We start from the raw sequence: 24,971 nt of genomic DNA, 5'->3' as shown, positions 1-24,971 counted from the left end.
TCCCCAATCCGAGGGCCGCGCGACGGATCGCGCGGCCCTCCTCCACGGGTACGCCCCCTGCGGCTACTGTGGGGGGAATGCGCCATCACTCAGAGGTCATGGCCCCTCGCGCGCAGGCATACGACGAGGACCCGAACAACCTGGTGCGCACCCACGCGGCGCGGCATCCGGACTCCCCCGCAATCGCCGATCCCCCCGACATCCACCGGCTGACCGGCCGCCCGGCACGGCAGTGGACCTGGGCCGGGCTCGACCACGAAGTCGACCGGCTGGCAACGACGTTCGCCGCATATGGGGTACGCGGAACCGACACCGTCGCCGTACAACTCCCCGCCGGGGTCGAACTCGTCCAGGCGGTCCTGGCCTGCTGGCGTCTCGGAGCGGTGCCCATGCCGCTGTCCGTCGGCCTGCGTGACCGGGGCCTCACCTACCGGGCGATGCGCGCCGGTGCCCGGACGATCGTGACGAGCGTCCGGATCGGCCGGCGCCAGGCCGCGGCCACCGCCGCGGCGCTGCCCTGCTTCCCGACCGTGTTCACCTGGGGTGTGGAAGTACCGCGCCGCGCCGTCGACTTGGCGGCGGCCGGCGCCGAGGCGAAGCCCGGCGCACTCCCCCGGACCGAGATCGTGCCCGACGACCGTGCGGTCGTGCTGTGGGCCTCGCCCGACCGGCAGTTCTCCTACCGGCACCGCGATCTCTCCGCTGCCGCCGTGCCCACGACCGCGGAATCACTCACCAACACACGGGCGTTGACCTGCCCGGCGAGTTTCCACGAGACCCTGGTGCCGTGGCTGCGCGCCGGCTGCCGTCTGATTCACCCGGACGTGGTCGGCGACAACCTCGGCTCCCTCACAGGAACCGGTCGAATTCCCCCGCCTTGACACCCGAGATGAACGCGTCGAGTTCGTCGAGGGTGTAGCAAAGAGCGGGTCGCGACGGGTCTTTGGAGTCGCGCACGGCCACGCCCCCGCTGATCGGCGCGAGTTCGACGCACGACGAGCCCATTTCCGAGAACGACGACTTCGTCCATCCCGCGTACGTCAGATCCGCCTGGTACAGCTCGTTCTTGTTCATGAAGCGCTTTCTGCTCGTTCAAGAAGCAGCGCGACCGAGTCTTCCGGCGACAACGCCGCCGATTGGATCTGGCCAAACAAGCGGTCACAGCGCCGGATATCGCGCTGCGTGTCACGGGGGATGATACCGCTGATACTGTCCATGAAGGCCACCGATGGATCAACGGGATCAGCGAACTTAAGTACGACAAATCCCGCCCCCTGCACGGCACTTCGCCCCGCGGTGAACGGCACGATCTGCATCGTCACATTCGGCAGCCCGGCCATCTCCGCCATGTGCAGAAACTGCTCCCGCATCACCTCCGGACCCCCCAACTCGAAGTTGAGCGCCGCCTCCGTGGTGATGCCGTGAAAACGCAGCGTGGGCTCGTCGACGAGCCTGCGCTGCCGTGCCATCCGCACCGCGGTCATGCTTTCGATCTGGTCGATGTCGAACGTGTGAAAGCCCGTACGCATGATGGTCTCGATGTACGCCGGAGTCTGGAGCAGGCCGCAGACCACCATCGGGTGGTATTCCAGCTCGGCCTCGGCGTCGTCCTCCAGCGCGACGAAGTCGGTGAGCCCCGCACTCATCACGTCCGCGTACGCCCGCCACCAATGACGCGGACGCTTGCCGACGAGCAGCGATTCCAACTCGAACCGCTGCTGCGGCGGTACGTCGTACAACTGGCAGAGCACCGCGAGATCGTGCGCGGTCACATACGCGCGGGCCAACTCCATCCGGGAGATCTTCGACGCGTCGCACTTCATCGCCGCGGCGGCGGCATTGCGTGTGATCCCGCGTTCCTCGCGAAGTCTGCGCAGTTCCTGGCCGAGGCGCTTGCGTTTCACGGTGTGCTGAGGGTCCACCGACACGGCCCGTCTCCCCCATGGGTTTTCATGATTCTTCCGGAGTTACTTGCACATGCAGTTTCGCGGGTGCTTCACTCATCTTGAACACCGTATGCTCTCGCGTCAATACGCAGAGCAATCATCGCGATGCACACGACGTCGCACCGCGCGGCCCCCAGGGAGAGCTGTGCACGCAATCGCTGCGTCTTCCGAGCCCGTCCACATCCTCCGGCTGCCGTCCGACCCCGGTTCGGTCGCCGCCGCCCGGGAACACGTCGAAGTGCTGTGCCGAAAATTCGGCCTCGACGCGTTCGCACCGGTGCAAGTGGTGTCCGAATTAGCGGGCAACGCCGTCGAACACGCCGGCATGTCCGGCGGTCTCGAAGTATGGGTGTCGATCGATCCCAGCTACATGTGGATCGAAGTCGTCGACTTCGCGCCCGAATTCGTCCCCGTTCTCGACACGATCGAGGAACCGGGCGAGGAACAGGAACGCGGAAGGGGCCTCTTGATCGCCCGCATGCTGGCCGAGCGCATCGAGGCGCTGGTTCTGGACGACCGCAAGGCGCTGTGCGCGTGCTTCCCCGTCTCGCTCTGACGCCCCCGCCGCACCACAGGGCGGGCACACGCGGAGGGCCGCCCCCGGTTTCCCGGGGGCGGCCCTCGATCAGCCGTTGCCTGGCGCGCGGTGCGTCAGGTCGCCTCGCCCTTCGACAGGTCCGGGCCGGAGCCCGCGGCCTCGACCGGCGGCACGTCCGGCAGCGCGGCCTTCTCCTCGCCGACGAACGTGAACTTCTCGTCGTCGCCGTCTCCCTCGGTGCCGACCACGACGATCGTGCCCGGGCGCAGCTCCGCGTACAGGATCTTCTCGGACAGCGAGTCCTCGATCTCCCGCTGGATCGTGCGCCGCAGCGGACGCGCGCCCAGCAGCGGGTCGTAGCCCTTCTTCGCGAGCAGCTTCTTCGCGGCCGGGGTGAGCTCGATGCCCATGTCCCGGTCCTTCAGCCGCTCGTCCACCTTGGCGATCATGAGGTCGACGATCTGGATGATGTCGTCCTCGGACAGCTGGTGGAACACGATCGTGTCGTCGACACGGTTCAGGAACTCGGGCCGGAAGTGCTGCTTCAGCTCCTCGTTGACCTTCGCCTTCATGCGGTCGTAGCCGGTCTTGACGTCCGACGAGCCGCTGAAGCCGAGGCCGAAGCCCTTCGAGATGTCCCGCGTGCCGAGGTTGGTCGTCATGATGATGACGGTGTTCTTGAAGTCGACGACCCGACCCTGGGAGTCGGTCAGGCGGCCGTCCTCCAGGATCTGCAGCAGCGAGTTGAAGATGTCCGGGTGCGCCTTCTCGACCTCGTCGAACAGCACCACCGAGAACGGCTTGCGGCGCACCTTCTCGGTGAGCTGGCCGCCCTCTTCGTAGCCGACGTAGCCGGGAGGCGAGCCGAACAGCCGCGACACGGTGTGCTTCTCGGAGAACTCCGACATGTCGAGCTGGATCAGCGCGTCCTCGTCGCCGAACAGGAACTCGGCGAGCGTCTTGGACAGCTCCGTCTTACCGACACCGGACGGGCCCGCGAAGATGAACGAGCCGCCGGGGCGCTTCGGGTCCTTCAGACCGGCGCGCGTACGCCGGATCGCCTGGGACAGCGCCTTGATCGCGTCCTTCTGCCCGATGACGCGCTTGTGCAGCTCGTCCTCCATGCGCAGCAGGCGCGCCGACTCCTCCTCGGTGAGCTTGAACACCGGGATGCCCGTCGCGGTCGACAGGACCTCGGCGATCAGCTCCTCGTCCACCTCGGCGACGACGTCCATGTCGCCGGCCTTCCACTCCTTCTCGCGCTTCGCCTTGTCCGCGAGGAGGGTCTTCTCCTTGTCGCGCAGCGACGCCGCCTTCTCGAAGTCCTGCGCGTCGATCGCGGACTCCTTCTCGCGGCGCACGTTCGCGATCTTCTCGTCGAACTCGCGCAGGTCCGGCGGCGCGGTCATGCGGCGGATGCGCATGCGCGAGCCGGCCTCGTCGATCAGGTCGATCGCCTTGTCCGGCAGGAACCGGTCCGAGATGTACCGGTCCGCCAGGGTCGCGGCGGCGACCAGCGCGGCGTCGGTGATCGAGACGCGGTGGTGCGCCTCGTACCGGTCGCGCAGGCCCTTGAGGATCTCGATCGTGTGCGGCAGCGACGGCTCCGCGACCTGGATCGGCTGGAAGCGGCGCTCCAGCGCGGCGTCCTTCTCCAGGTGCTTGCGGTACTCGTCGAGCGTCGTCGCACCGATCGTCTGCAGCTCACCGCGGGCCAGCATCGGCTTGAGGATGCTCGCGGCGTCGATCGCGCCCTCGGCGGCGCCCGCACCCACGAGGGTGTGCAGCTCGTCGATGAACAGGATGATGTCGCCGCGCGTGCGGATCTCCTTGAGCACCTTCTTCAGGCGCTCCTCGAAGTCACCGCGGTAGCGGGAGCCGGCGACCAGCGCGCCGAGGTCAAGCGTGTAGAGCTGCTTGTCCTTCAGCGTCTCGGGGACCTCGCCCTTGACGATCGCCTGGGCCAGGCCCTCGACGACGGCGGTCTTGCCGACGCCGGGCTCGCCGATGAGCACCGGGTTGTTCTTGGTGCGGCGGGACAGCACCTGCATGACCCGCTCGATCTCCTTCTCGCGCCCGATGACCGGGTCGAGCTTGCCCTCGCGGGCGGCCTGCGTCAGGTTGCGCCCGAACTGGTCGAGCACGAGCGACGTGGACGGCGTGCCCTCCTGGCCGGCGCCGCCCGGCGAGGCGGTCTTCTCGCCCGAGTAACCGGAGAGCAGCTGGATGACCTGCTGCCGCACGCGGTTCAGATCCGCGCCGAGCTTGACCAGGACCTGGGCGGCCACGCCCTCGCCCTCACGGATCAGGCCCAGCAGGATGTGCTCGGTGCCGATGTAGTTGTGACCCAACTGAAGTGCCTCGCGCAGCGAGAGCTCCAGGACCTTCTTGGCGCGGGGCGTGAAGGGGATGTGGCCGGACGGGGCCTGCTGGCCCTGGCCGATGATCTCCTCCACCTGCTGACGGACCGCCTCAAGCGAAATCCCGAGGCTCTCCAGCGCCTTTGCGGCCACGCCCTCACCCTCGTGGATGAGGCCGAGGAGGATGTGCTCAGTCCCGATGTAGTTGTGGTTGAGCATCCTGGCCTCCTCCTGAGCCAGAACGACAACCCGCCGCGCGCGGTCGGTGAACCTCTCGAACATCGTTATCGCTCCTCAGAGCGGTCGTGCAGTTCGGGGACGGTCCCCTCCCTGTCCTTCCGCATGCTAGTCCCGCACGCGGGACCGCTCACTTCGTCCAAATGGACGTGCGACCCACGTGTTGCAGGCCGCGCCGGACACCTAGTCAAACCTGATAGTGCGGGGCAGTGTTCCCCCGAACCAAGCAGAGTGACCGATTGCGAGTACGCCAGAAGCGAACGCGGGCGCCCGAGGCCCCCGGCGACCACCCGGTCCGCCGCGGCCCCGCCGTCGTACCGTCCCGACCCGCGCCGCATCGGCGTCCCCTCCCACGCGCTCCTGACCGGCTCATACCCACGGCCGGACCGGGCATACGCCCACCCCGCACCGCCCGGAACAGGGCGTGGCACCGAGTGCGTCGGAGCCCACCGGCGGTGGTCCGCCGGAACCGGAACCGACATCGAAACCCCACGCAATCGATCAATCACCTCTCGTAACCGGAGCCTTCTTCCGGAGTTGAACACGCTATGGCAGCGACTCTCCTTTTCGCCCGCCGCTCGGCACCCGTCGTCCCCGGCCCGCTGGACGAAGCGCTTTGGTACGCCCGCGCCCTGGGCTGGGCGGTGCTGCCGGGCCGGGACGTGCCGGCCGCCGTCGCCGCGACCGCGCCCGCCGGCCCGGCCACCGGACCGGCCGCCGGGGCGTCCGGCGCGCGCCTGACGGCGGACACCGGGCCCGCCGCCGGATCACCCGCCTGTGCGGGTCGCCCGGGGCGGTCCGTCGGCGACGTGGCCGCGAGCGCCACGATCCAGCCTACGGATTCCGCTCGCCCGACGACGAATGGCGCAGGACAGGGGGCCGCTCCGGCGAGTGCCCTCGTGCGGCAGGCGGCCTGCGCGGCACAGCCGCTGCCGTCGGCATATCCGACCTCCCCCGCGTACCGGACGCCGGGCCGGCGCGTGCGCGGGTGCGGGAGCCGGGGCCACACGGCGACTACCGATCCGGACGTCATCCTGCGCTGGTGGCACGCGCGGCCACGACGCGCGGTGCGGTTGGCCACCGGGGTCCGTTTCGACGTCCTGGACGTCCCGGGCGCGGCCGGGGCTCGGGTGCTGCGCCGGGCGGAACGCCTCGGCCTTCCGCTCGGCCCGGTGGCCGCGACGACGTCGGGGCGCGTGCGGTTCTTCGTCGCCCCGGGCGTCGCGGAGGACCTGCCGGCGATGCTCGACTGGCTGGACTGGTCCGGGGTCGACCTGGACCTTCGGGCGTACGGCACCGGCTCGTCCGTGTCGGCGCCGTCGCCATGGCCCACCACTTGGCTCGCGCCGTGGCCCCGGGCGTGGGAATCGTCACGGTGGCTGCGGGCTCCGGCGGGCTCCCGGCTGCGCTGTGCGGGCGACGCGGGGCCGGAGAGCCTGCTGCGGTGCGATGTGCGCTTCGCGGACGTCACACGGCTGCTGAGCGGCCTCGCGGACGCCTGCCAGCAGGTGCGGCTGCTCCCGGCGCAACGCGCGGCGCGGGGCCGGGCCTGAGTCTCGGGGCCGCTCGGGCCCGGACACGGCGAAGGGCGGCCCGCCCCTGGGGGGAACCGCCCTTCGTGCCCGTCCGTCAGGCGTGAGCCTTTTCGTACGCCTCTTTGATGTTCGCGGGCACGCGACCGCGCTCGCTCACCTCGTACCCGTTCTCCTTCGCCCACTTGCGCACGTCCGACGTGTCCGGGCCGGTGCCGGCCGACTTCGCCGCGCCCCGCGCGCCGCGGCGGCCCGCGGCGCGGCCCCCGGTCTTGCGCGCCACCTGGACGTACGCGGCCAACGCCGTGCGGAGTTCACCCGCATTCGCTTCGCTGAGATCGATCTCGTACGAGACACCGTCGAGGGCGAACGTCACCGTTTCGTCGGCCTTCCCGCCGTCGAGATCGTCCACGAGAAGAATCTGGACCTTCTGTGCCACCGGTTTCCCTTTCATCGGGAGGGATCGCCACCAACCATGAAAAGGAAACCGCTTTTCCCGGAAAAATTCAAACCCGCGGAAGCGGAACCGAACGCCCCGGCAATGCGTTTGACTTGCATAGGGGAAGGTGCTGCGAACCTTGTCGCGAACCCGCCGACACTTCCGCCGCGATGCCGACGCACGCGGTGATCCGTAGTGCGCAAACGCGAGTTCGCCGCGCGACGCGCTACAGGTGAAGCAGCATCCTGGTGTTGCCGAGTGTGTTCGGCTTCACTCGTTCCAGGTCGAGAAACTCCGCGACGCCTTCGTCATACGAACGAAGCAGTTCGCGGTAGACGTCCGGATCCACGGGCGTGGCGTCGATCTCGACGAAGCCGTGGCGCGCGAAGAAGTCGACCTCGAAGGTCAGGCAGAATATCCGCCGAACGCCGAGCCGGCGCGCGGTCTCCAGCAACTTCGCCAGCACGAGGTGGCCGACTCCGTGACCGCGGCACGACGTGTCGACGGCAAGTGTGCGCACCTCGGCGAGGTCCTCCCACATGACGTGCAACGCCCCGCACGCGACCACGACTTGGTCGTCATCGCGTTCCGCGACCCAGAACTCCTGCACGTCCTCGAACAGTGTCACAGTCGGTTTGTCGAGGAGGATGCGCTTGCCGGCGTAGTCGTCCACCAAGCGCCGAATGGCCGCGACATCCGAGGTGTTCGCCCTCCGGATCGTGACTTCCATGGCGTGAAGGTATCGCGATCACCGGGACCGGCGACGCCCGGTCCGGTGATCGCGCACCCGCCGCCCGGAATGCGGACACCCGGGCTATCCGCGGATAGCCGGGTTACGCCTCCGGCGGCCGGGTAACGCCGGGCCCGGATTTGCGCGCACGCCTCGGAACGGACCCCGGAATCACCCCATTCGGGGTTGTTGAGCGGACGCGAAGCAGCGCGGACTTCGCTGCTCCGCGGCACATCGGGCGGTCGATAAGTCCCCGGTGAACCCCCGGTCGCGGGCCGGCCGGCGAGGAGGGCGGGTGGACCCGGGACGGGGTTTGCGGATCGCGTGATTCGGCCCCGCCATGGCGGAGCCCGGATCACCGGGGGCGGCCCGGAGAGGACGAGAACGGGCCGCGACGCGTTCGCCGTGCGAGGGCGTGCCGAGCGGATCAACCGGGCCAATAAAACGGACATTTCACCCGGTCGACGCGACGGCTTTCCGGAAACCCTCAAGTGCGACACTCCGAATTCGCACCGATATCACCCTCGGGTGGGAGTCACGGACGTTCATCCTCGCCGGGCAGGGCGACCCGCAGCGCGTCGCGTAACGCGTCGACCTGTTCCGGACTCATGCCTTCCACGAAATGGACCAGCGCCCCGGCCCGCCCGCCGCCGGAAAGCCAGTCCTCGCGCATCAGCGCGGCCGTGTGCGCCTCGCGCGAAAGAACAGGCTCGTAGTGGAACGCCCGGCCGACCGGATGCCGGCTGAGCATGCCCTTGCGATACAGGTTGTCGAGCACCGTCATCACGGTCGTATAGGCCAGTTTCCGCTCGGGGAGCAGCGCCGCACGGACATCGCGGACCGCGAGCGGTTCGGCCGCCGCCCACAGGCGCAGCATCACCTGTTCTTCGAGCGCCCCGAATCGGGGTGTCCCGCCGGGCCGGAGCGTTTCCCCGAACCGGGACATGACTGGGCACCTTCCGACGGAAGAATTCGGAACGGATCGCGGGTTTCGCGTGAACCAAACCTGGGCTTCGTGTGACGTGCCGCACACAGGTTTCTCGGTCTCCTACGGGAGATCGTAGCGCGATAACGATCAATTCGGGCATATCGCCCTGAGGCCGGCGAGCGCTACGACACCGCGTCGTAGTGACCGGCCCGTCACAGGTTGGCTTCGCCGACCCGCGGTCTGTTACCACTGATGAAGCCGACACCGGCGCCGGATCTCCCGCGACGAAGACGAGCGGATGACCTCCGGCAGCGTGCCGGGTCGGCGGATTCGTTCAAGGACGTTCGAGTCCGTCCCGCTCCGCCGCGAGGCGGCGCCGCGAAGACGCCGCGCCGCCGCGGCTGCCCGAGAAAGCCGTCTCTCGCACGGCCACGACGCCGGCAGGCCATCCCCCGTCCGGCGGCGGTGCCGTACGGCCGCAAGGCCGACATCGCGAAATTCACCCGAGAGCGACCGAACCGGGTGCGCCCCGCAGGGAACCAGCGGCTATGCCGCACGAGGGCGCGAGCATGCCATCGAACCCCTGAGGAACTCCGTGCTGAACCCCAATGACCGCTCCCGTACGTCCGATGCCCGCACTGACCGCCTCCGTGCCCTGCGTCGTCCCAGCCGGCCTGTCGTCATGGTCGCGGGGATCGCCGCGCTCGCCTCGGCGACCGGCGTGGGCATCGCGTCGGGCAGCCCGTCGGGCTCCGACACCCTGGGCCTCGCCGCCGCGTCGTCCGCCGCGGACGGACTCGGCACCGCGAGCGACGCCGGCACCGCTTCCGCCGCCTCCGGTGGCTCCGCTGCCTCCGGGGCGGACGCGGCGCGGCAGCACTCGCTCGGCGACCGCATCCAGGCAGCCGCCGCGCGCGGTGCCGACCGTGCGGACCTGCCCGGCGGCGCGCTCGCCGCGCGCCAGGCCGCGGAGGCCGCCCAGATCCGGCAGGCCGCGGCGGAGCAGCGCCAGGCCACGGCCGCCGCCGAGGCCGAGGCGGCGCGGGCCGCCGCAGCCGCCCAGGCCGCGGCACAGGCCGCCGCCGCGAAGACCGCCGCGGACCAGGCCGCCGCGCAGGCCGCAGCCGCGGAGGCCGCCGGGGCGGAGGCCGCGCAGAAGGCCGCCGCGGACCGGGAGGCCGCGCAGAAGGCCGCCGCCTCCGCGGTGTCCGAGGCCGGCTACGTCCGTCCGGTTCCGGGCACGCCGCACGGCAGCTACGGCCGGTCCGGCTCGCACTGGTCGCACGGCCACACCGGCGAGGACTTCACCGCCGCGTCCGGCACCCCTGTCAGGGCCGTCGCCGCGGGCACGGTCGTCAAGACCGGCTGGGGCGGGGCCTACGGCAACGAGGTCGTCATCAAGCACGCCGACGGCAAGTACACGCAGTACGGCCACCTGTCGAAGTTCTCGACCAAGGCGGGCGCGAAGGTGCGGGCGGGCCAGCAGATCGCGCTGTCCGGCTCGACCGGCAACTCGACCGGGCCGCACCTGCACTTCGAGGTGCGCACGGGCCCGAACTACGGCTCGGACGTCAACCCGATCGCGTACCTGCGCGCCAAGGGCGTCGGTATCTGACCCCGGCACACCGGCGCCGCACGGCGCACGCCTCCGACCGGCCGCGGGGCGGGGTTTCACCGAAACCCCGCCCCGCGGCCGTGTTCGCGCGGGAGCGGCGCCTACTCGCCGCCGCGCTTCCGGGCGTCGTCGCGGGAACGCCGCGGATCGGTGCCCCGGAAGATCGTCACCATGACGCCGATGAACAGCGCGGCCATCACGACCGACGGGATGAGTGCGGCGAGTGCGTCCATGTGCTTACTCCGGCTTCACGAGCGGGAAGAGAATGGTGTCGCGGATGTTCCTGCCGGTGAACGCCATCAGCATCCGGTCGATGCCCATCCCCAGACCGCCCGACGGCGGCATGGCGTACTCCAGGGCCCGCAGGAAGTCCTCGTCCAACCGCATCGCCTCCACGTCGCCGCCCGCCGCGAGCAGCGACTGCTCGGTGAGCCGCTTACGCTGCTCGACGGGGTCGACCAACTCGGAGTAGGCGGTGCCCAGTTCCATACCGAACCCGATCAGGTCCCACTTCTCCGCGAGGCCGGGCGTCTCCCGGTGCTGCCGGGTGAGCGGCGAGGTCTCGATCGGGTAGTCGCGGACGAACGTCGGTTGCACGAGGGTGTGTTCGACCAGCGCCTCGAAGATCTCCTGGACGAGCTTGCCCTGCCCCCAGGCCGCGTCCCACTCGATGCCGCGGGCGTCGGCGAGCTTGCGCACCCGCTCGATCGCGCTCGTGGGCGTGATCTCCTCGCCCAGCGCCTCCGACACCGAGCCGTACACGGTGATCTGCGGCCACTCCCCCGCGATGTCGACCTCTTTGCCGTCCCACGCGAAGACCGTCGACCCGAAGACGCGGTCCGCGGCGTACTGGTAGACCTCGCGCACCAGGGTCGCCATGGTGTTGTAGTCGCCGTAGGCCTCGTACGCCTCCAGCATCGTGAACTCGGGGTTGTGGGTCGAGTCGGCGCCCTCGTTGCGGAAGTTGCGGTTGATCTCGTAGACCTTCTCGACGCCGCCGACCACGAGCCGCTTGAGATACAGCTCGGGCGCGATGCGGAGGAACAGGTCCATGTCGTACGCGTTGATGTGCGTCACGAACGGGCGCGCGGTCGCGCCGCCGTGGACCGGCTGGAGCATCGGCGTCTCGACCTCCAGGAAGTCGCGGCCGTTGAACCAGTCGCGGATCGCGCGCACGACCTCGCTGCGGGTGCGGAGCACCGTGCGGGACTCGTCGTTGACGATGAGGTCGACGTAGCGCATCCGCACGCGCGCCTCGGGGTCCGTCATGCCCTTGTGCTTGTCCGGCAGCGGGCGCAGGCACTTCGCGGTGATCGCCCACGTGTCGACCATGACGGACAGCTCGCCGCGGCGCGAGGTGATCACCTCGCCCTCGACGCCGATGTGGTCGCCCAGGTCGACGTCGGTCTTCCACGCCGCGAGCGATTCCGCCCCGACCCCGTCGAGCGAGACCATCACCTGGAGATCGCCGCTGCCGTCGCGCAGCGTCGCGAAGCACAGCTTCCCGCCGATCCGCGACAACACGACGCGCCCGGTCAGCCCGACGCGTTTGCCCGTCTTGACGTCCGCTTCCAGCGCGGGGAACTCGGCGCGCAGCTCCGCGACCGTGGTCGTCCGGGGAAACCCGACCGGATACGGGTCGACGCCCTCCCCGCGCAGCCGCTCAAGTTTGTCGCGGCGCACGCGCATCTGCTCGGGAAGGTCATCGGCCAGCTCGGTGGTCGGCACAACGTCGGCCTGGGCGTTTTCGGTCACCCGCCAAGGCTACCTTCGGCCCTCGACGAGCCCGTACCGGATTACCCTCCCGACGGTCAAGGCATGTCAGGGCGCGTCGGAAGGCGCTTCCGTCAGGTGCCGCGCGCGGGCGCGTTCGGTGAGGCGGCGCTCCATCGCGTGCTCGGCGAGGAGGCCGGAGCGGCGCAGCAGGGCGCGGCGCCGGGCCTGTTCCGTCGCGCCGCAGGGGAGTTCGGCGAGGGTCCGCAGCGCCGCGAGGTCTTCCGCGGTGGGGACGTAGTCGTACGACGCGACGACGCGTTCGAGGGTGGCGAGGTAGGTCGTGGCGGTGCCGGGAAGGGCCGTGCGGTGGTGGGCCAGTTCGGCCAGTTCGAAGGCACGGAGGCGGTGGCGTTCGGATTCGGCCTCGGCGATGGCCTGGTCGAGGAGCCAGAAGTCGAGGGCGGTGGGCGGCCGCGGGGGCTCCGACGTGTCGGTGTCCGGATCCGGGGCCGCTTTCACGGCGAGCGCCAACGCCCGGCGCAGGACCGTCACTTCGCGCGTGCCGAAGGCCAAACCGTGGTGTCCGTGCGGTGTGGGCATGTCCATGACGCTAGAGGTGAACCCTCGCAAATCACATCATTTCGCCGACCGCGAGGGACCGTGTTCGCGGGGCGCAGCCTCGTGTTCGAACCCGCTTTCCCGGACATCACCCTTCGTGATGAAACGGCGTCCGCCGTGCGGCCGGCGGTGTTAGCGTTCCCCCAAATCACACGTTGGCGAGACGGGGGATCGGCCGTGGCGGAGGGTTTCGGCGTACGGACGGGGGCGCTTCGGGCGGCCGCGGGGGCGTCACGCGAGGTGGGGGCCGGGCTCGCCAAGCCTGGTGACGACGCGGGGGCGGGAGGTGCGGTCTGCGCGACCGCGTTGGCGGGCTTCGCCTGTGCCGACGCCCTGGGGGCCGTGGCGCGCTCGTGGCGGGAGCAGGTCGCGTACATCGGCGAGGGCTACACGCGGGCCGGAGATCTCCTGGAGTCGAACGCCGTCGGCTACGAGCGCAACGAGCAGGCCGTGGTCAACCTGCTGTTGCCGCACGGGAGTTGACGGGGCTCGTGGTGCCCACGGTCTCCCGGCTCCGCGACGCGGACCTCGGCGCGCTGCACCGCGCCCGCGTCGCGTGGTCCGCGCTCGTGACCGCCCTGGAGGCGGCCCGGCACGACGCGGGGGCGACCGTCGCGACCCCGCTGCGGGCCTCGCGGTGGTTCGGTCCGGCGGCGGACGGGGCGTACCGCGACCTCGAGCGGCTGTCCGACGACCTGCTGCACGCCACCGCGCAGGCGCGGCTGGTCGCCACGCTGCTGGACGACATACACGAGCTGTTCTCCGCGAAACAGCGGGAGCTGAGGCCCCTGTTGGCCGCCGCCCCGGGGCGGTACCTCGTGCACGAGGACGGGAGCGTGGCGTACCGGCACGACCGTGCGGCAGCGGTCGACGCGCCGCGCGAGCACGCCGCCTCGGCGATTCCGGCGATCATGAAGGCGGTCGGCGAAGCGGACGCGCGCTTCGCCGCGGCGCTGCGGCAGCTCGACGTCATCGCGCGCACGGACACGAATCCGACGAGCTGGCAGGGGCACGCCCAGGACACACGGGCCGTCGCGGCACTGGCCGGCGTCGACTTGGCCGCGGTGCCGCGCGACGACCCGGTGGCGGCCGCGGCGTGGTGGGCGTCGCTGACGGAGGCCCGGCGGCAGGAGTACATCGCGTTCGCCCCCCGACTGGTCGGGATGACCGACGGGTTGCCGGCCGCGGTGCGGGACCACGTGAACCGGCTCACGCTCAAGCAGGAGAAGTTCGTCCTGCACAAGGAGCTGGACCGCCTCGTGGCGATGAGCGGGGCAGCGGTGCGCAGCACATTGCCGCCGAAATACCGCGACCCACGGGCGCTCCGCAATGTCGTCGACGCGGTGCGCGAGCGCCTCGACGGCATCACCGCGCTGGAAGCAAGGATCGGTGGTGGGCTCGGCGGGCCGGGCGATCCCTCCCCTCCCTCCGACCACCCCGTGCCGCCCGCGTTCCTGCTCAATTACAGCCTGGCGGGACACGGCCAGGCGGTGGTCTCCGTCGGGAACCCGGACACCGCGGACAACGTGACGATCAGCGTCCCCGGGACCGGAGCCGGCCTCGCCAAGGCCGCGCACGAGATCGAACGGGCCACGGCGATCCAGGCCGCCGCGACGGCCGCCGACCCCGCCAAACGCACCGCCTCGATCGCCTGGGTGGGCTACGAGGCCCCGCAGAGCATCGTCAAGGACGCGACCCGCCCGGTCTTCGCCGAGCACGCCGCACCGAGACTGGCCCGCTTCGACGCCGGGCTCGACGCGGCCCGGCGGTCACCCTCCGCGCACGTCTCCGTCATCGGGCACAGTTACGGCAGCCTCGTGGTCGGCAAAAGCCTCGCGGACGAGGGCCTGACCGTCGACAAATGCGTCATCATCGGCAGCCCCGGAGTCGGGGTCGACCACGCACGCGACCTGAAAATGCCCCCGGCGAACGTCTACGCGGGCAGCATTCCCGAGGACCCCGTCGCCATGCTGGCGGTCTACGGCGTCAATCCCACGTGGGAGGAATTCGGGGCCCGGGATCTTCCCGTTCCGCCCGCTCCGCACAGCGTCCTTCCGGTGGACCGGGACGCCCATGCGAAATACTGGGACCGCGACTCGCCGTCCCTCACCGCGATGGGAAGAATCGCGGCCGGGCAGCGGCCGTGAGAGGTGTCGGGGGGAGGCCGACGAGGAGCCGCCGGAGAACCGGTGACGTGCGGGCCGTCTCGGTGCGCCGGAGCGGCGTCCGCCGCGTGGTCGGCCGAACTCCCGCCTCATCCCCCCGCGTTGCGTTCGTAGACCATGCGCAGGCCGATCAGCGTCAGCCACGGCTCGTGGATGTCGATCACCGAGGCCTCGCCCAGGACCAACGTCGCGAGGCCGCCGGTGGCGACCACCGTGACCGACTCGGGGTCGTCCGACAGTTCCGCGGCCATGCGCCGCACGACGCCGTCGACCTGGCCGGCGAAGCCGTACAGGATGCCCGCCTGCATCGCCTCCACCGTGCTCTTGCCGATGACGCTGCGCGGGCGCATCAACTCGATCTTGCGCAGTTGCGCGCCGCGGGCGCCGAGGGCGTCGACGGAGATCTCGATGCCGGGGGCGATCGCGCCGCCGATGTACTCGCCCCTGACGCTGACGGCGTCGAAGGTGGTCGCGGTGCCGAAGTCGACGACGATGCACGGGCCGCCGTACAGCTTGATGGCGGCGAGAGCGTTGATGATGCGGTCGGTGCCGACTTCCTTGGGGTTGTCCATCAGCACCGGGACGCCGGTCTTGACACCCGGTTCGACGACGACGGCCGGGATGTCGCCGTAGTAGCGGCGGAACATGTCGCGCATCTCGTGCAGGACCGACGGGACGGTGGAGCAGACGGCGATGCCGTCGACGCCGCCCGGGTCGATGAGCGGGTGCTGGCCGAGCAGTCCCTGGAGCACCACCGCGAGTTCGTCGGCGGTGCGGCGGGCGTCGGTGGAGATTCGCCAGTGCTCGACGATGTCGTCACCGTCGAACAGGCCGAGCACGGTGTGCGTGTTGCCTACGTCGATCGTCAGGAGCATCGTCGCGTGTCCTTGGCTGGGCGGGTGGGTCGAATCTGGGCGGGGGGCGGGGACGGAACTGTGCACAGTACCCGGCGCGGATCGGGCGCGGTCACCCGCGGCGGCCACCGGTCGAACTAGCGGAGATCCACGCCGATGTCGAGAATCGGCGCGGAGTGGGTGAGCGCGCCCACCGCCAGGTAGTCGACGCCGGTCGCGGCGACGTCGTGCGCGGTGTCGAGCGTCAGGCCGCCGCTGGATTCGAGGCGGGCCCGGCCCGCGACCAGCGCCACCGCCTCGCGGAGCTGATGCGGCGTCATGTTGTCGAGAAGGATCAGGTCCGCGCCCGCGTCGAGGACGGGCGGGATCTGGTCCAGGTGGTCGACCTCGACCTCGACGGGCACGTCGGGGAACGCCGCGCGCACCGCCCGGAACGCCTCCGCGACCCCGCCCGCGGCCACCACGTGGTTGTCCTTGACCATCGCCGCGTCGGACAGCGACATGCGGTGGTTGACACCGCCGCCGCACCGCACCGCGTACTTCTCCAGCGCGCGCAGCCCGGGCGTCGTCTTGCGGGTGTCGCGGATCGCGGCGCCGGTGCCCGCGACCGCGTCGACCCACGCGCGGGTCAGGGTCGCGATACCGGACAGCCGGCACAGGAGGTTGAGGGCGGAGCGCTCCGCGGTGAGGAGCCCGCGGGTCGGCCCGGAGGCGGTGAAGAGCACCCGGCCCGCGGCCACGTCGTCGCCGTCGGCGGCGAACGTGCGGATCTCGACGTCCCCGCCGCAGACGACCTCGACGACGGCCTCCGCGACGGGGATGCCCGCCGCGACGCCGGCGCGCCGGGCGGTGAAGTCGGCGTGGCCGCGCGCGTCGGCGGGCACCGTCGCGACCGACGTGACGTCGACGCCGCCGTCCAGGTCCTCGGCGACGGTCACGCGGACGAGCGCCTCGACCGCGGCCGGATCCAGGCCGGCCTTGGCGAGACGGGACGCGAGGTCCGGGCTGAGCGTCACGGCTGCTCCTCGGGCTGGGTCGGGATCGGCGGGGTCGTCTCGTGGAGCTTCGGTTCGTACGGCTCGTACGCCCGGTCGAGGCGCCCGGCGGCCATCGTGGTGACGACGTGCCCGCGCCAGTCCTTGTCGTCGGCGTCGGGGAAGTCCGCGCGCCAGTGGCAGCCGCGCGTCTCCTCGCGGTCGTACGCCGCGGCGGCCAGCGCGCTCGCGACCAGGTGCAGGTTGGTCGCCTCCCACGCCTCCGTGCACGGCTCGGTACCGGTCCGCAGCCCCAGGTCGGCGAGCACCCGCGTGGTCGCCTGGAGGCTGTCGCGACCGCGCAGCACACCCGCCCCGGCGGTCATGGCGCGCTGCAGCGGCAGGCGTACCCCCGGGTCCAGCAGCCCGGCCTCGCCCGTCGGTGCGACCGGCTCGCGGCGCGGCGGAAGCTCCCGGGCCAGGTCGGCGGCGATGCGCTCGGCGAAGACGAGGCCTTCGAGAAGCGAATTCGACGCGAGGCGGTTGGCGCCGTGGACGCCGGTGCACGCGATCTCGCCGCACGCGTACAGGCCGGGAACGCTCGTACGCCCGTCCAGGTCGGTCCGCACGCCGCCGCTCGCGAAGTGCGCCGCCGGGGCGACCGGGATGAGGTCGTGCACCGGATCGATGCCGTGCGCGCGGCACGTGGCCAATATGGTCGGGAACCGCGCGGCCCACATGGCGGCGCCGAAGTGCCGCGCGTCGAGATACATGTGCTCGCCGCCGGTCTCGGCCATCCGCTGCATGATGCCCTTGGCGACGATGTCGCGCGGCGCCAGCTCCCCCAGCGGGTGACGGCCCGTCATGAACCGTATGCCGTCGGCGTCGACGAGGTGGGCGCCCTCGCCCCGCACGGCCTCGGAGACCAGCGGCTGCTGGCCCTCCGCTCCCGGCCCGAGCCACAGCACCGTCGGGTGGAACTGCACGAACTCCAGGTCGGTCGCCTCGGCCCCGGCGCGCAGCGCGAGCGCGACGCCGTCGCCGGTGGACACGTGGGGATTGGTGGTCGACGAGAACACCTGCCCCATGCCGCCGGCCGCGAGGACGACCGCGCGGCCGTGCACGGCGCCGACGCCGTCGCGCGCCCCTTCGCCCATGACGTGCAGGGTCACGCCGCACGCACGGCCTTCCGCGTCGCGCAACAGGTCCAAAACGAGCGCGTGTTCGATGACCTCGATGCCCGCGTCGTGGACGGCGTGGACGAGCGCCCGCGATATCTCCGCCCCGGTGGCGTCCCCGCCCGCGTGGGCGATCCGGTTGCGCAGATGCCCGCCTTCGCGGGTCAGCAGGACGTTGCCCTCGGCGTCGCGGTCGAATTCGGCGCCGACCGACATCAGGCGGCGGACCGCGCCCGGCCCTTCCGTGACCAGGACGCGCACCGCTTCCTCGTCGCACAGCCCGGCGCCCGCGACGAGCGTGTCGTGCATGTGCTGCGCGGGGGTGTCGCCCTCGCCGAGCGCCGCCGCTATGCCGCCCTGGGCCCAACGCGTCGAGCCCTCGTCGAGCACCGCCTTGGTGACCACGATGACGCTGTCGACCACCTCGGCGGCCCGCAGCGCGGCGGTCAGGCCGGCGACGCCCGAGCCGACGACGATGACGTCGGCGTAGGTGGACCAGCCGGGCGCGGGCGCGGCCAGGCGGGTCGGGTGTGTGGTCACCGGCGGGTCTTCTCCGGCGCCCGGTCGGCCGCGGCGGACCGGGGCGCCGTCTTCTCGGCGGCCTTCCTCGCGGCTTTCCTCGCCGCCTTGGCGGCGTTCTTCCGCGTCGCCTTCTCGGCCGACTTCCGCGCCGACTTCCGCGCGGTCTTCCGGGCGGCCTTCTCGGCGCTCGGCTCCTCGCCCGGCGACGGCTCGGCGGGCCCGGTGTCGCGCGGTGCGGGGATGTCGCCGCGCCGCAGCCCGCTCCCGGCCGCCCCGGCGGGCACCTCGGCCGCGTCGTGGCCGGTCCCGGTGACGCGGTTCTCGGCGTCGACGAAGACCACGTGCGGCTTCATGGCACGGGCCTCGTCATCGGTGACCTGGGCGTACGCGATGATGATCACCAGGTCGCCGGTGTGCACCAGGCGTGCCGCGGCGCCGTTGATCCCGATGACCCCGGTTCCGCGCGGGCCGGCGATCGTGTACGTCTCCAGCCGAGCGCCGTTGTCGATGTCGACGATGTGCACCAGCTCGCCGGGCAGGAGGTTCGCGGCGTCGAGCAGGTCCTCGTCGATGGTGACCGACCCGACGTAGTGCAGATCGGCCTGGGTCACCGTGGCGCGGTGGATCTTGGACTTGAACATCGTGCGCATCATGACCGTGCTCCTGCGATCACCAGGGGGACATTGTCGATCAGACGGGTCGTACCGACCCGGGCGGCGACGGCGAGGACAGCCGGGCCGAAGTGGTGGGCGGGCACCTCGGCGAAGGTGGTGGGATCCACCAGCGCGAGGTAGTCGAGCGCGAGAGGCGGGGTGGCGTGGGCGGCGCGCGCGAGCACCGCCGCCGCGGCGTCGCGGACGGCCTGTGCCCCGTGTGCCGCCTCGGCCTCGCCGGCGTGCAGCGCGCGGGCGAGGGCGAGCGCCGTCCCCCGGTCGTCCGGACCGAGGTAGCGGTTGCGGCTGGACAGCGCCAGGCCGTCGGGCTCGCGCACGGTCGGCACGGCGACGATCTCGGTGCGGAAGTTGAGGTCGGCGACCATGCGCCGGATGAGGGCGAGCTGCTGCGCGTCCTTCTGCCCGTAGAACGCGATGTGCCCGGTGCCGGCCTCGAACGGCTCGGTGAGGTGCAGCAGCTTCGCGACCACGGTCAGCATGCCGTCGAAGTGACCGGGCCGGGACGCGCCTTCGAGCACCGCCCCGACCGGCCCCGCCGAGATGCGCACCAGCGGCTCGCCGTGCGGGTAGACGTCCTCGACCGAGGGCGCGAACACCAGGTCGGCCCCCGCCTCCTGACATAGGATCAGGTCCGCGTCCAGGGTGCGCGGGTAGCGGTCGAGGTCTTCGTTCGCTCCGAACTGGAGCGGGTTGACGAACACGGTGACGAGCACCGTTCCGTCGGGTCCGACGCGGTCGCGGGCCGTGCGGATCAGGGTGGCGTGGCCCTCGTGCAGCGCGCCCATGGTCATCACGACGCCGATCTCGGGTGCGGACGCGTACGCGGCGTACACCTCCGCGAACTCCTCGCGGCCCCGGGTCAGCAGCGTGTTGCGGGCGTCGGTCGCGGCCATCAGGAGCCTCCCTCGGCCAGCACGTCCAGGAGCGCGGTCGCCAGCTCGGGCTTGAGCAGCCCGGCGGACAGCGCGCGGTCCGCGGTGAGCCGGGCCATCGCCACGTACGCGGCCAGCGACTCGGGCGCGGTGCGGCGCAGCTCGGCGATGTGCGCCGCGAGCGTCCCGGCGTCGCCGCGCGCGACCGGGCCGGTCAGCGCGAGGTCGCCGGAGCGCAGCGCGTTGTCGAGGGCCGCGCCGAGGAGCGGGCCGAGCATGCGGTCGGGGGCGCGCACGCCGGCCGCGGTGAGCAGGTCGAGCGACTGCGCGACCAGGGTGACCAGGTGGTTCGCACCGTTGGCGAGGGCCACGTGGTAGAGCGGGCGGGCGCGTTCGTCGATCCATTCGGGCTCGCCGCCCATCTCGACGACCAGCGCCTCGGCGACCGGCCGGAGTACTTCGGGCGCGGTGACCCCGAACGAGCAGCCGACCAGCCGCTGGACGTCCACCGAGGTGCCGGTGAACGTCATGACGGGGTGCAGCGCGAGCGGCAGCGCACCGGCGCGGGCGGCGTCCTCCAGGAGGGACACGCCGAAACGGCCGGAGGTGTGCACGAGCAGCTGCCCGGGCTTGAGCGCGCCGGTCGACGTCAGCCCCGCGACGAGGCCGGGGAGCGCGTCGTCGGGGACGGTGAGCAGGACGAGGTCGGCGCGGGCGATGACGTCCTGGGGCGAGGTGAGGAGCACGCCGGGCAGCAGGTCCTCGGCGCGGCGCCGGGAGGCGTCGGAGACGCCGGACGCGGCGACGACGGTGTGCCCGGCGAGGGCCAGGGCCGCGGCGAGGGGCGCGCCGACGCGGCCCGCGCCGACGACGCCGACCGCGAGCCGGGCCGGTCGGTCCGCGGGATCCGCGGGTCGGGGCCGCCGTCGGGGTACGGCGGTGGAGTCGTTCTCGGTCACGATGGCCTTCCGTTCCAGTCCGCGGTGGGTACCGGACGAGTACTGGCCCATTCAGCGTACTCAGGTGGGAGGCGGACCGAATCGCGGGTGGCCTCCCCAACCGGGCAGATATGCCGGGGTGTATCCCATGTCGGGAGCGTCGTCCGCAACCGCCGGGCGTGGGAACAGCGCGGGGCCGCGCATGCCGATGGCACCGAGTGCGGTGAGGACGAGGCCGGTGAGCAGCAGCGTCGCGGCGACGACCCGCGCGGCCACGGCGGCGCGGGGCCCGTTCTCGGTGCGGAGGGTGTACGACGACGTGGCGGATGTGCCGGTCTCGGTCGTGAACCGGCCCACGGGGTCGCCGGGGGTCGCCTGGGTGGAGAACTTCGGGGCACTTTTCTGCGAGCTGTTCGCGGTTCCGTCGAACACGCCTGCGGCGGCGACGATGCCCACTGCGGATATCGCGAGCGCGGACCTGAGGACCACGCGAGCCATGAGCTTGCGCATGAGAACCTCCGACCCCCAGGGGAACACATGGCGTAATAAGCCGCATATCGAACGTTTCCAAGAATGTTCCGGGGCCGGAGCAACCAAACCCGGCCACACCGGGAGCGGTTTCGCGTCCTGACACGGCGGGGCAGGATGGGGCGATACACACGCACCGGCGGGCGCACCCGCGCACCGGGCGCGTGTCTCGGGAGGGGTACGGCTGATGGGGTTGGGGCAAGGCGACGGCCTGCTGGCGGGGAAGGTCGCGGTGGTCACGGGGGGCGCGAACGGCATCGGCCGGGCGTGCTGCGAGCGGTTCGCGGAGGAAGGCGCCGACGTCGTCGTCGCCGACATCCTCGACGAACGCGGCATCGACACGATCGCCGCCGTCGAGAAGAAGGGCCGCCGGGCGGCCTACGTACACGCCGACGCGAGCAGTCCGACCGACAACGAGACGGTGATGCAGCACGCGGTCGACCTCTTCGGCGGCATCGACGTCCTGGTCACCGCGGCCGGAATAGCGACCGCGGACTACCGCGGCGACCGGCCCGAGGCGAGCGCGCGCCGGGCGGCCCGGCACGCCCGCGAGCAGCCCGACGCGATGCGCCGCTTCAGCGACCTGCGGTTGTCGGACTGGCAGAAGGTCCTCGACGTGAACCTCACCGGCACGATGCTCTCGGTGCAGGCCGCGGCCCGGGCCATGCTCGACCTCGGGCGCCGGGGCTCGATCATCACGATCGCGTCGATAGCGGCCAAGCACCCCGCGGCGGGCGCGCCGGCCTACTCGGTGTCGAAGGCGGGCGTGTGGATGCTCACCAAGTACGCCGCGCGCGTGCTGGGCCCGGCGGGGATCCGCGTCAACGCGATCGGCCCCGGCTTCATCGAGACCAACATGGGCGAGATGATCCGCGGCCTGCCGGACCTCGAGGAACGCCTGCTCGCGGACGTGCCGCTGGGCCGCATGGGCACCGCGCGGGAGGTCGCGGACGCGGCGTTGTTCCTGGCCGGCCAGCAGTCGTCGTACTTCACCGGCGAGATGCTGCACCCGGACGGCGGGTTCTACACGGACTGACGCGCGGCGTGCGGGAGTGCGCGGCCGTCAGGCACCGCGGGCGCGCACCAGCCCGGTTTCGTACGCGAGCACCACGGCCTGGACGCGGTCGCGCAGCCCGAGCTTCATCAGGATGCGCCCGACGTGCGTCTTGACGGTCGCCTCCGACAGGAACAACCGCTCCGCGATCTCCGCGTTGGACAGCCCCTGCGCGACCAGCAGCAACACCTCGTGCTCGCGCTCGGTCAGGGACGCGACGGCGTCGGGCCGCGCGTCCGCCTCGGTGGGGAGGATCGGGGCGAACCGGTCGAGCAGGCGGCGGGTGGTGCTGGGCGCGACCACGGCGTCCCCCGAGGCCACCGCCCGGATGCCGGACAGCAGTTCGGTGGGCGGGACGTCCTTGAGGAGGAACCCGCTCGCGCCCGCCTTGATCGCGGCGAACGCGTATTCGTCCAGGTCGAAGGTCGTCAGCATCAGCACCTTGGGGCGCTCGCGGCCGGGCGGCATCGGCACGGCGTCCGCATCGTCCCCGGCGATCAGGCGGCAGGCCTCGACACCGTCCATGCGCGGCATGCGGACGTCCATGAGGACGACGTCCACCGCCGTCGAGCGGACCTTCTCGACCGCCTCGGCACCGTTGCCGGCCTCGGCGACGACCTCCATGTCGGGCTGGGCCCGCAACACCATCGTGAACCCGGTGCGCAGCAGCTCCTGGTCGTCGACCAGCATCACCCGGATGGCCATGTGACTCCTCCGTGGGCGGGTCGGGGCGACCCGGGGCTCGGTCCCTGCGGGGCGGTCATGTGGCCCTGCGTACGGGTGACGCGGCCGGTGTGGGCCGCGCCGGGGAGGTCAGGCGCACACCGGGCGCCCGGTCGGGGGCGCGCTCCCGCGCGGGACGCGACGGGGCCGCGCCCATCCCGGCCTCCGCGCCGTACGGCAGCACCACGCGCACGCGCCACCCGCCTTCGTCCGCCGGGCCGGTCTCCAGGCGCCCGCCCAGCATCGCGACGCGCTCGCGCATGCCGACCAGGCCGTGGCCCATGCCGTCGCCGGGGGCGTCCGCGCCGCGCCCGTCGTCGGTGATCGCCACGACGAGGGCGTCCTCGCCGTAGCCGAGCACGACCGACGCGGTGGCGCTCGGCCCGGCGTGCTTGCGGGTGTTGGTCAGCGCCTCCTGCACGATGCGGTACGACGCGAGCGCGACGCCCTTCGGCAGTTCCACCGGCACGCCGGTGATGCGCAGGTCGACCGCCAGGCCGGCGTCGCGGACCCGGTCGACGAGGTCGCCGAGCTGCTCGACGCCCGGCTGCGGGACGTACGGCCCCCGGTCCGCGTCGGACCGCAGCACGCCCAGCAGCCGGCGCATCTCGGCCAGCGCCTCGCGGCCGGTCCGGGCGATCGTGCCGAGCGCGTCGCGGGCGCGTTCGGGGGCGGCGTCCATCGTGTAGGCGGCGCCGTCGGCCTGCACGACCATGACCGACACGTTGTGGGCGACGACGTCGTGCAGCTCGCGCGCGATCCGCGCCCGCTCCGCCGCCGCGGCGACCTCCGCGTGGGCGTCGCGCTCGCGTTCGAGCCGGGCCGCGCGGTCCTCCAGCTCGGCGTAGTACGCGCGGCGGGTGCGCATCGAATCGCCCAGCACCCACGCGATGAGCAGCATGAAGACGACGAACGCGCAGCCGAAAGCCCCCTGCTTGAACCCGGCCGGCTCGGGCGGGAAGCGCAGCACCATCAGGACGGGAGCCACGAAGGCCAGGGCGAGCCCGAGCCGTGACAGCCACATGGGGCCGGACTTCGCCGCGGTGTGCAGAACGACGATGATCGCCAGGTCGACGGGTGCCGGCAGCACACCCGTCGCGAGTTGTAGCACCCCGGCCAGGACGACGCCCGCGGCGGCGGCGCGCAGATGGACGCGGCGCACCGCCATCGACGCGCACAGCAGGAGCGCGATGAGGCCGGAGGCGACCGCGCGACGGCCGCCGTCCTCGACGGCGGAGACGATCAGACCCACCATGAGCAGCAGCGAGGCACCCGTCGCGTCCACGGCGAACGGATGCCTGCGCAGCCACTCATAGATCCCTTGCATGCGATCGAGGTTAGGCAGCGAACCGGGAGGCGGCGTCCGCCTGCGTGCGGAGACGGCCGTACGACGCAAGTATCAGGCGGGGGCCTCCGGGTCGGACCGGCGGCGGTTCAGACGGATTCGGTGATCGCCTGCCGGGCCGCGCTGTCGGCGACGACGGTGACGACGTCCCCGACGGTCGGGGCCTCGTCGCACAGCCCGGTCCCGTCGACGGGCAGGCCGTAGCGGTCGGCGACCAGCCGGGCGATGTGGTCGTACGTCTGCGTGTCGGCGCCCAGGTGATCCACCAGACGGGTATCGGGCGTGAGTTCGTCGGGCCGACGGGACGTCGCGTGGGCGACGATCCCGGTCACGCCCTCGGACAGGGCGGTCTCGGCGTGAGTGCGCATGGCGTGAACCCTTCCCTCGGATCAACTTGGGGGACATCTGTGCCCACGGGGGCCTCGTGATGCACACATAGAGTAACGGGTCATGTTCACCTGATTACCTGACCCATTCGGACGCGT

General features: G+C 71.7%; 25 protein-coding genes and 1 pseudogene. 7 read left to right on the top strand and 19 right to left on the bottom strand.

The features are described from left to right. Positions 1-77 precede the first annotated feature (77 nt). A complete protein-coding gene (locus tag LO772_RS19825; RefSeq protein ID WP_231773363.1) occupies positions 78-881 on the top strand; it encodes a class I adenylate-forming enzyme family protein in 804 nt (267 codons plus the stop codon). Here the strand turns inward: LO772_RS19825 and LO772_RS19820 are convergent. Both LO772_RS19820 and LO772_RS19815 read right to left on the bottom strand, forming a co-directional pair. Further along, entirely contained in the window at positions 850-1,074 is a 225-nt protein-coding gene (locus LO772_RS19820) for a DUF397 domain-containing protein (RefSeq protein ID WP_231773362.1), read from the bottom strand. The two genes, LO772_RS19825 and LO772_RS19820, sit on opposite strands and share 32 nt — an antisense overlap. Beyond that, positions 1,071-1,928 (bottom strand): helix-turn-helix domain-containing protein, encoded by an 858-nt coding sequence (locus tag LO772_RS19815; protein ID WP_231773361.1) that lies wholly within the window; start codon positions 1,926-1,928, stop codon positions 1,071-1,073. Before LO772_RS19815 ends, LO772_RS19820 begins: the two co-directional genes overlap by 4 nt. Before the next feature lie 163 nt (positions 1,929-2,091). On the opposite strand from LO772_RS19815, the gene LO772_RS19810 reads away from it, so the two are divergent. Continuing rightward, entirely contained in the window at positions 2,092-2,502 is a 411-nt protein-coding gene (locus tag LO772_RS19810; RefSeq protein ID WP_231773360.1) for an ATP-binding protein, read from the top strand. 95 nt (positions 2,503-2,597) lie between these two features. Here LO772_RS19810 and LO772_RS19805 read toward each other — a convergent pair whose 3' ends face one another. Continuing rightward, a complete protein-coding gene (locus tag LO772_RS19805; RefSeq protein WP_231773359.1) occupies positions 2,598-5,126 on the bottom strand; it encodes an ATP-dependent Clp protease ATP-binding subunit in 2,529 nt (842 codons plus the stop codon). Positions 5,127-5,629: 503 nt separating this feature from the next. On the opposite strand from LO772_RS19805, the gene LO772_RS19800 reads away from it, so the two are divergent. After that, positions 5,630-6,634 carry a bifunctional DNA primase/polymerase gene (locus LO772_RS19800; protein WP_231773358.1) on the top strand — a complete coding sequence of 335 codons (1,005 nt, stop codon included), beginning with the start codon at positions 5,630-5,632 and terminating at the stop codon, positions 6,632-6,634. Between the two features lie 76 nt (positions 6,635-6,710). On the opposite strand, the gene LO772_RS19795 is transcribed toward LO772_RS19800, so the two are convergent. The 3 genes from LO772_RS19795 to LO772_RS19785 form a co-directional block, all read right to left on the bottom strand. Continuing rightward, a complete protein-coding gene (locus tag LO772_RS19795) occupies positions 6,711-7,052 on the bottom strand; it encodes a histone-like nucleoid-structuring protein Lsr2 (RefSeq protein WP_231773357.1) in 342 nt (113 codons plus the stop codon). 226 nt (positions 7,053-7,278) lie between these two features. Continuing rightward, a complete protein-coding gene (locus tag LO772_RS19790) occupies positions 7,279-7,782 on the bottom strand; it encodes an amino-acid N-acetyltransferase (RefSeq protein WP_231773356.1) in 504 nt (167 codons plus the stop codon). A gap of 535 nt (positions 7,783-8,317) precedes the next feature. Continuing rightward, complete coding sequence (locus LO772_RS19785; protein ID WP_231773355.1) at positions 8,318-8,728, bottom strand: BlaI/MecI/CopY family transcriptional regulator; 411 nt, start codon at positions 8,726-8,728, stop codon at positions 8,318-8,320. A gap of 577 nt (positions 8,729-9,305) precedes the next feature. On the opposite strand from LO772_RS19785, the gene LO772_RS35885 reads away from it, so the two are divergent. Beyond that, a complete protein-coding gene (locus LO772_RS35885; RefSeq protein ID WP_269453061.1) occupies positions 9,306-10,325 on the top strand; it encodes a M23 family metallopeptidase in 1,020 nt (339 codons plus the stop codon). 101 nt (positions 10,326-10,426) lie between these two features. Here LO772_RS35885 and LO772_RS35880 read toward each other — a convergent pair whose 3' ends face one another. From LO772_RS35880 to LO772_RS19770, 3 genes are all read right to left on the bottom strand, one after another. Continuing rightward, positions 10,427-10,558: a hypothetical protein gene (locus LO772_RS35880; protein ID WP_269453060.1), complete on the bottom strand. Its 132-nt coding sequence runs from the start codon at positions 10,556-10,558 to the stop codon at positions 10,427-10,429. Positions 10,559-10,562: 4 nt separating this feature from the next. Beyond that, positions 10,563-12,080 carry a bifunctional lysylphosphatidylglycerol synthetase/lysine--tRNA ligase LysX gene (gene lysX, locus LO772_RS19775; protein WP_231773354.1) on the bottom strand — a complete coding sequence of 506 codons (1,518 nt, stop codon included), beginning with the start codon at positions 12,078-12,080 and terminating at the stop codon, positions 10,563-10,565. A 66-nt stretch (positions 12,081-12,146) separates the two neighbouring features. Beyond that, positions 12,147-12,641, bottom strand: a complete 495-nt coding sequence (locus LO772_RS19770) for a hypothetical protein (RefSeq protein WP_231773353.1) — start codon at positions 12,639-12,641, stop codon at positions 12,147-12,149. 195 nt (positions 12,642-12,836) lie between these two features. Here LO772_RS19770 and LO772_RS19765 point away from each other — a divergent pair, with 195 nt between their 5' ends. After that, the gene (locus tag LO772_RS19765) at positions 12,837-13,142 is read left to right on the top strand and encodes a hypothetical protein (protein WP_231773352.1); all 306 of its coding nucleotides are present in this window, start codon (positions 12,837-12,839) and stop codon (positions 13,140-13,142) included. Positions 13,143-13,153: 11 nt separating this feature from the next. Beyond that, positions 13,154-14,806, top strand: a complete 1,653-nt coding sequence (locus LO772_RS19760; protein ID WP_231773351.1) for an alpha/beta hydrolase — start codon at positions 13,154-13,156, stop codon at positions 14,804-14,806. A 107-nt stretch (positions 14,807-14,913) separates the two neighbouring features. On the opposite strand, the gene LO772_RS19755 is transcribed toward LO772_RS19760, so the two are convergent. From LO772_RS19755 to LO772_RS19725, 7 genes and pseudogenes are all read right to left on the bottom strand, one after another. Further along, the gene (locus LO772_RS19755; RefSeq protein ID WP_231773350.1) at positions 14,914-15,699 is read right to left on the bottom strand and encodes a type III pantothenate kinase; all 786 of its coding nucleotides are present in this window, start codon (positions 15,697-15,699) and stop codon (positions 14,914-14,916) included. 116 nt (positions 15,700-15,815) lie between these two features. Further along, entirely contained in the window at positions 15,816-16,694 is an 879-nt protein-coding gene (gene nadC, locus LO772_RS19750) for a carboxylating nicotinate-nucleotide diphosphorylase (protein ID WP_231773349.1), read from the bottom strand. Next, positions 16,691-18,370: an L-aspartate oxidase gene (locus LO772_RS19745; RefSeq protein ID WP_231773348.1), complete on the bottom strand. Its 1,680-nt coding sequence runs from the start codon at positions 18,368-18,370 to the stop codon at positions 16,691-16,693. The genes nadC and LO772_RS19745 overlap by 4 nt, the downstream gene beginning before the upstream one ends. 251 nt (positions 18,371-18,621) lie before the next feature. Beyond that, positions 18,622-19,005 (bottom strand): annotated as a pseudogene (gene panD, locus LO772_RS19740) (aspartate 1-decarboxylase); the annotation flags it as partial. After that, entirely contained in the window at positions 19,002-19,919 is a 918-nt protein-coding gene (gene panC, locus LO772_RS19735) for a pantoate--beta-alanine ligase (RefSeq protein ID WP_231773347.1), read from the bottom strand. The gene panC and the pseudogene panD, both read right to left, overlap by 4 nt. Continuing rightward, entirely contained in the window at positions 19,919-20,857 is a 939-nt protein-coding gene (locus tag LO772_RS19730) for a Rossmann-like and DUF2520 domain-containing protein (protein WP_231773346.1), read from the bottom strand. Before LO772_RS19730 ends, panC begins: the two co-directional genes overlap by 1 nt. Before the next feature lie 60 nt (positions 20,858-20,917). After that, positions 20,918-21,346 (bottom strand): hypothetical protein, encoded by a 429-nt coding sequence (locus LO772_RS19725; protein ID WP_231773345.1) that lies wholly within the window; start codon positions 21,344-21,346, stop codon positions 20,918-20,920. A gap of 205 nt (positions 21,347-21,551) precedes the next feature. Between LO772_RS19725 and LO772_RS19720 the strand changes: the two genes are divergently transcribed. Next, positions 21,552-22,400: an SDR family NAD(P)-dependent oxidoreductase gene (locus LO772_RS19720; protein WP_231773344.1), complete on the top strand. Its 849-nt coding sequence runs from the start codon at positions 21,552-21,554 to the stop codon at positions 22,398-22,400. Positions 22,401-22,427: 27 nt separating this feature from the next. Here LO772_RS19720 and LO772_RS19715 read toward each other — a convergent pair whose 3' ends face one another. The 3 genes from LO772_RS19715 to LO772_RS19705 form a co-directional block, all read right to left on the bottom strand. Further along, positions 22,428-23,123, bottom strand: a complete 696-nt coding sequence (locus LO772_RS19715; protein ID WP_231773343.1) for a response regulator — start codon at positions 23,121-23,123, stop codon at positions 22,428-22,430. Positions 23,124-23,178: 55 nt separating this feature from the next. Then, positions 23,179-24,468, bottom strand: a complete 1,290-nt coding sequence (locus tag LO772_RS19710) for a sensor histidine kinase (protein WP_231773342.1) — start codon at positions 24,466-24,468, stop codon at positions 23,179-23,181. 107 nt (positions 24,469-24,575) lie between these two features. Then, positions 24,576-24,854: an acyl carrier protein gene (locus LO772_RS19705; RefSeq protein WP_231773341.1), complete on the bottom strand. Its 279-nt coding sequence runs from the start codon at positions 24,852-24,854 to the stop codon at positions 24,576-24,578. Between the last annotated feature and the right edge of the window lie 117 nt (positions 24,855-24,971).

Source organism: Yinghuangia sp. ASG 101, from assembly GCF_021165735.1.
Classification (GTDB): domain Bacteria; phylum Actinomycetota; class Actinomycetes; order Streptomycetales; family Streptomycetaceae; genus Yinghuangia.
This window is presented reverse-complemented; position numbering and strand designations above follow the sequence as displayed.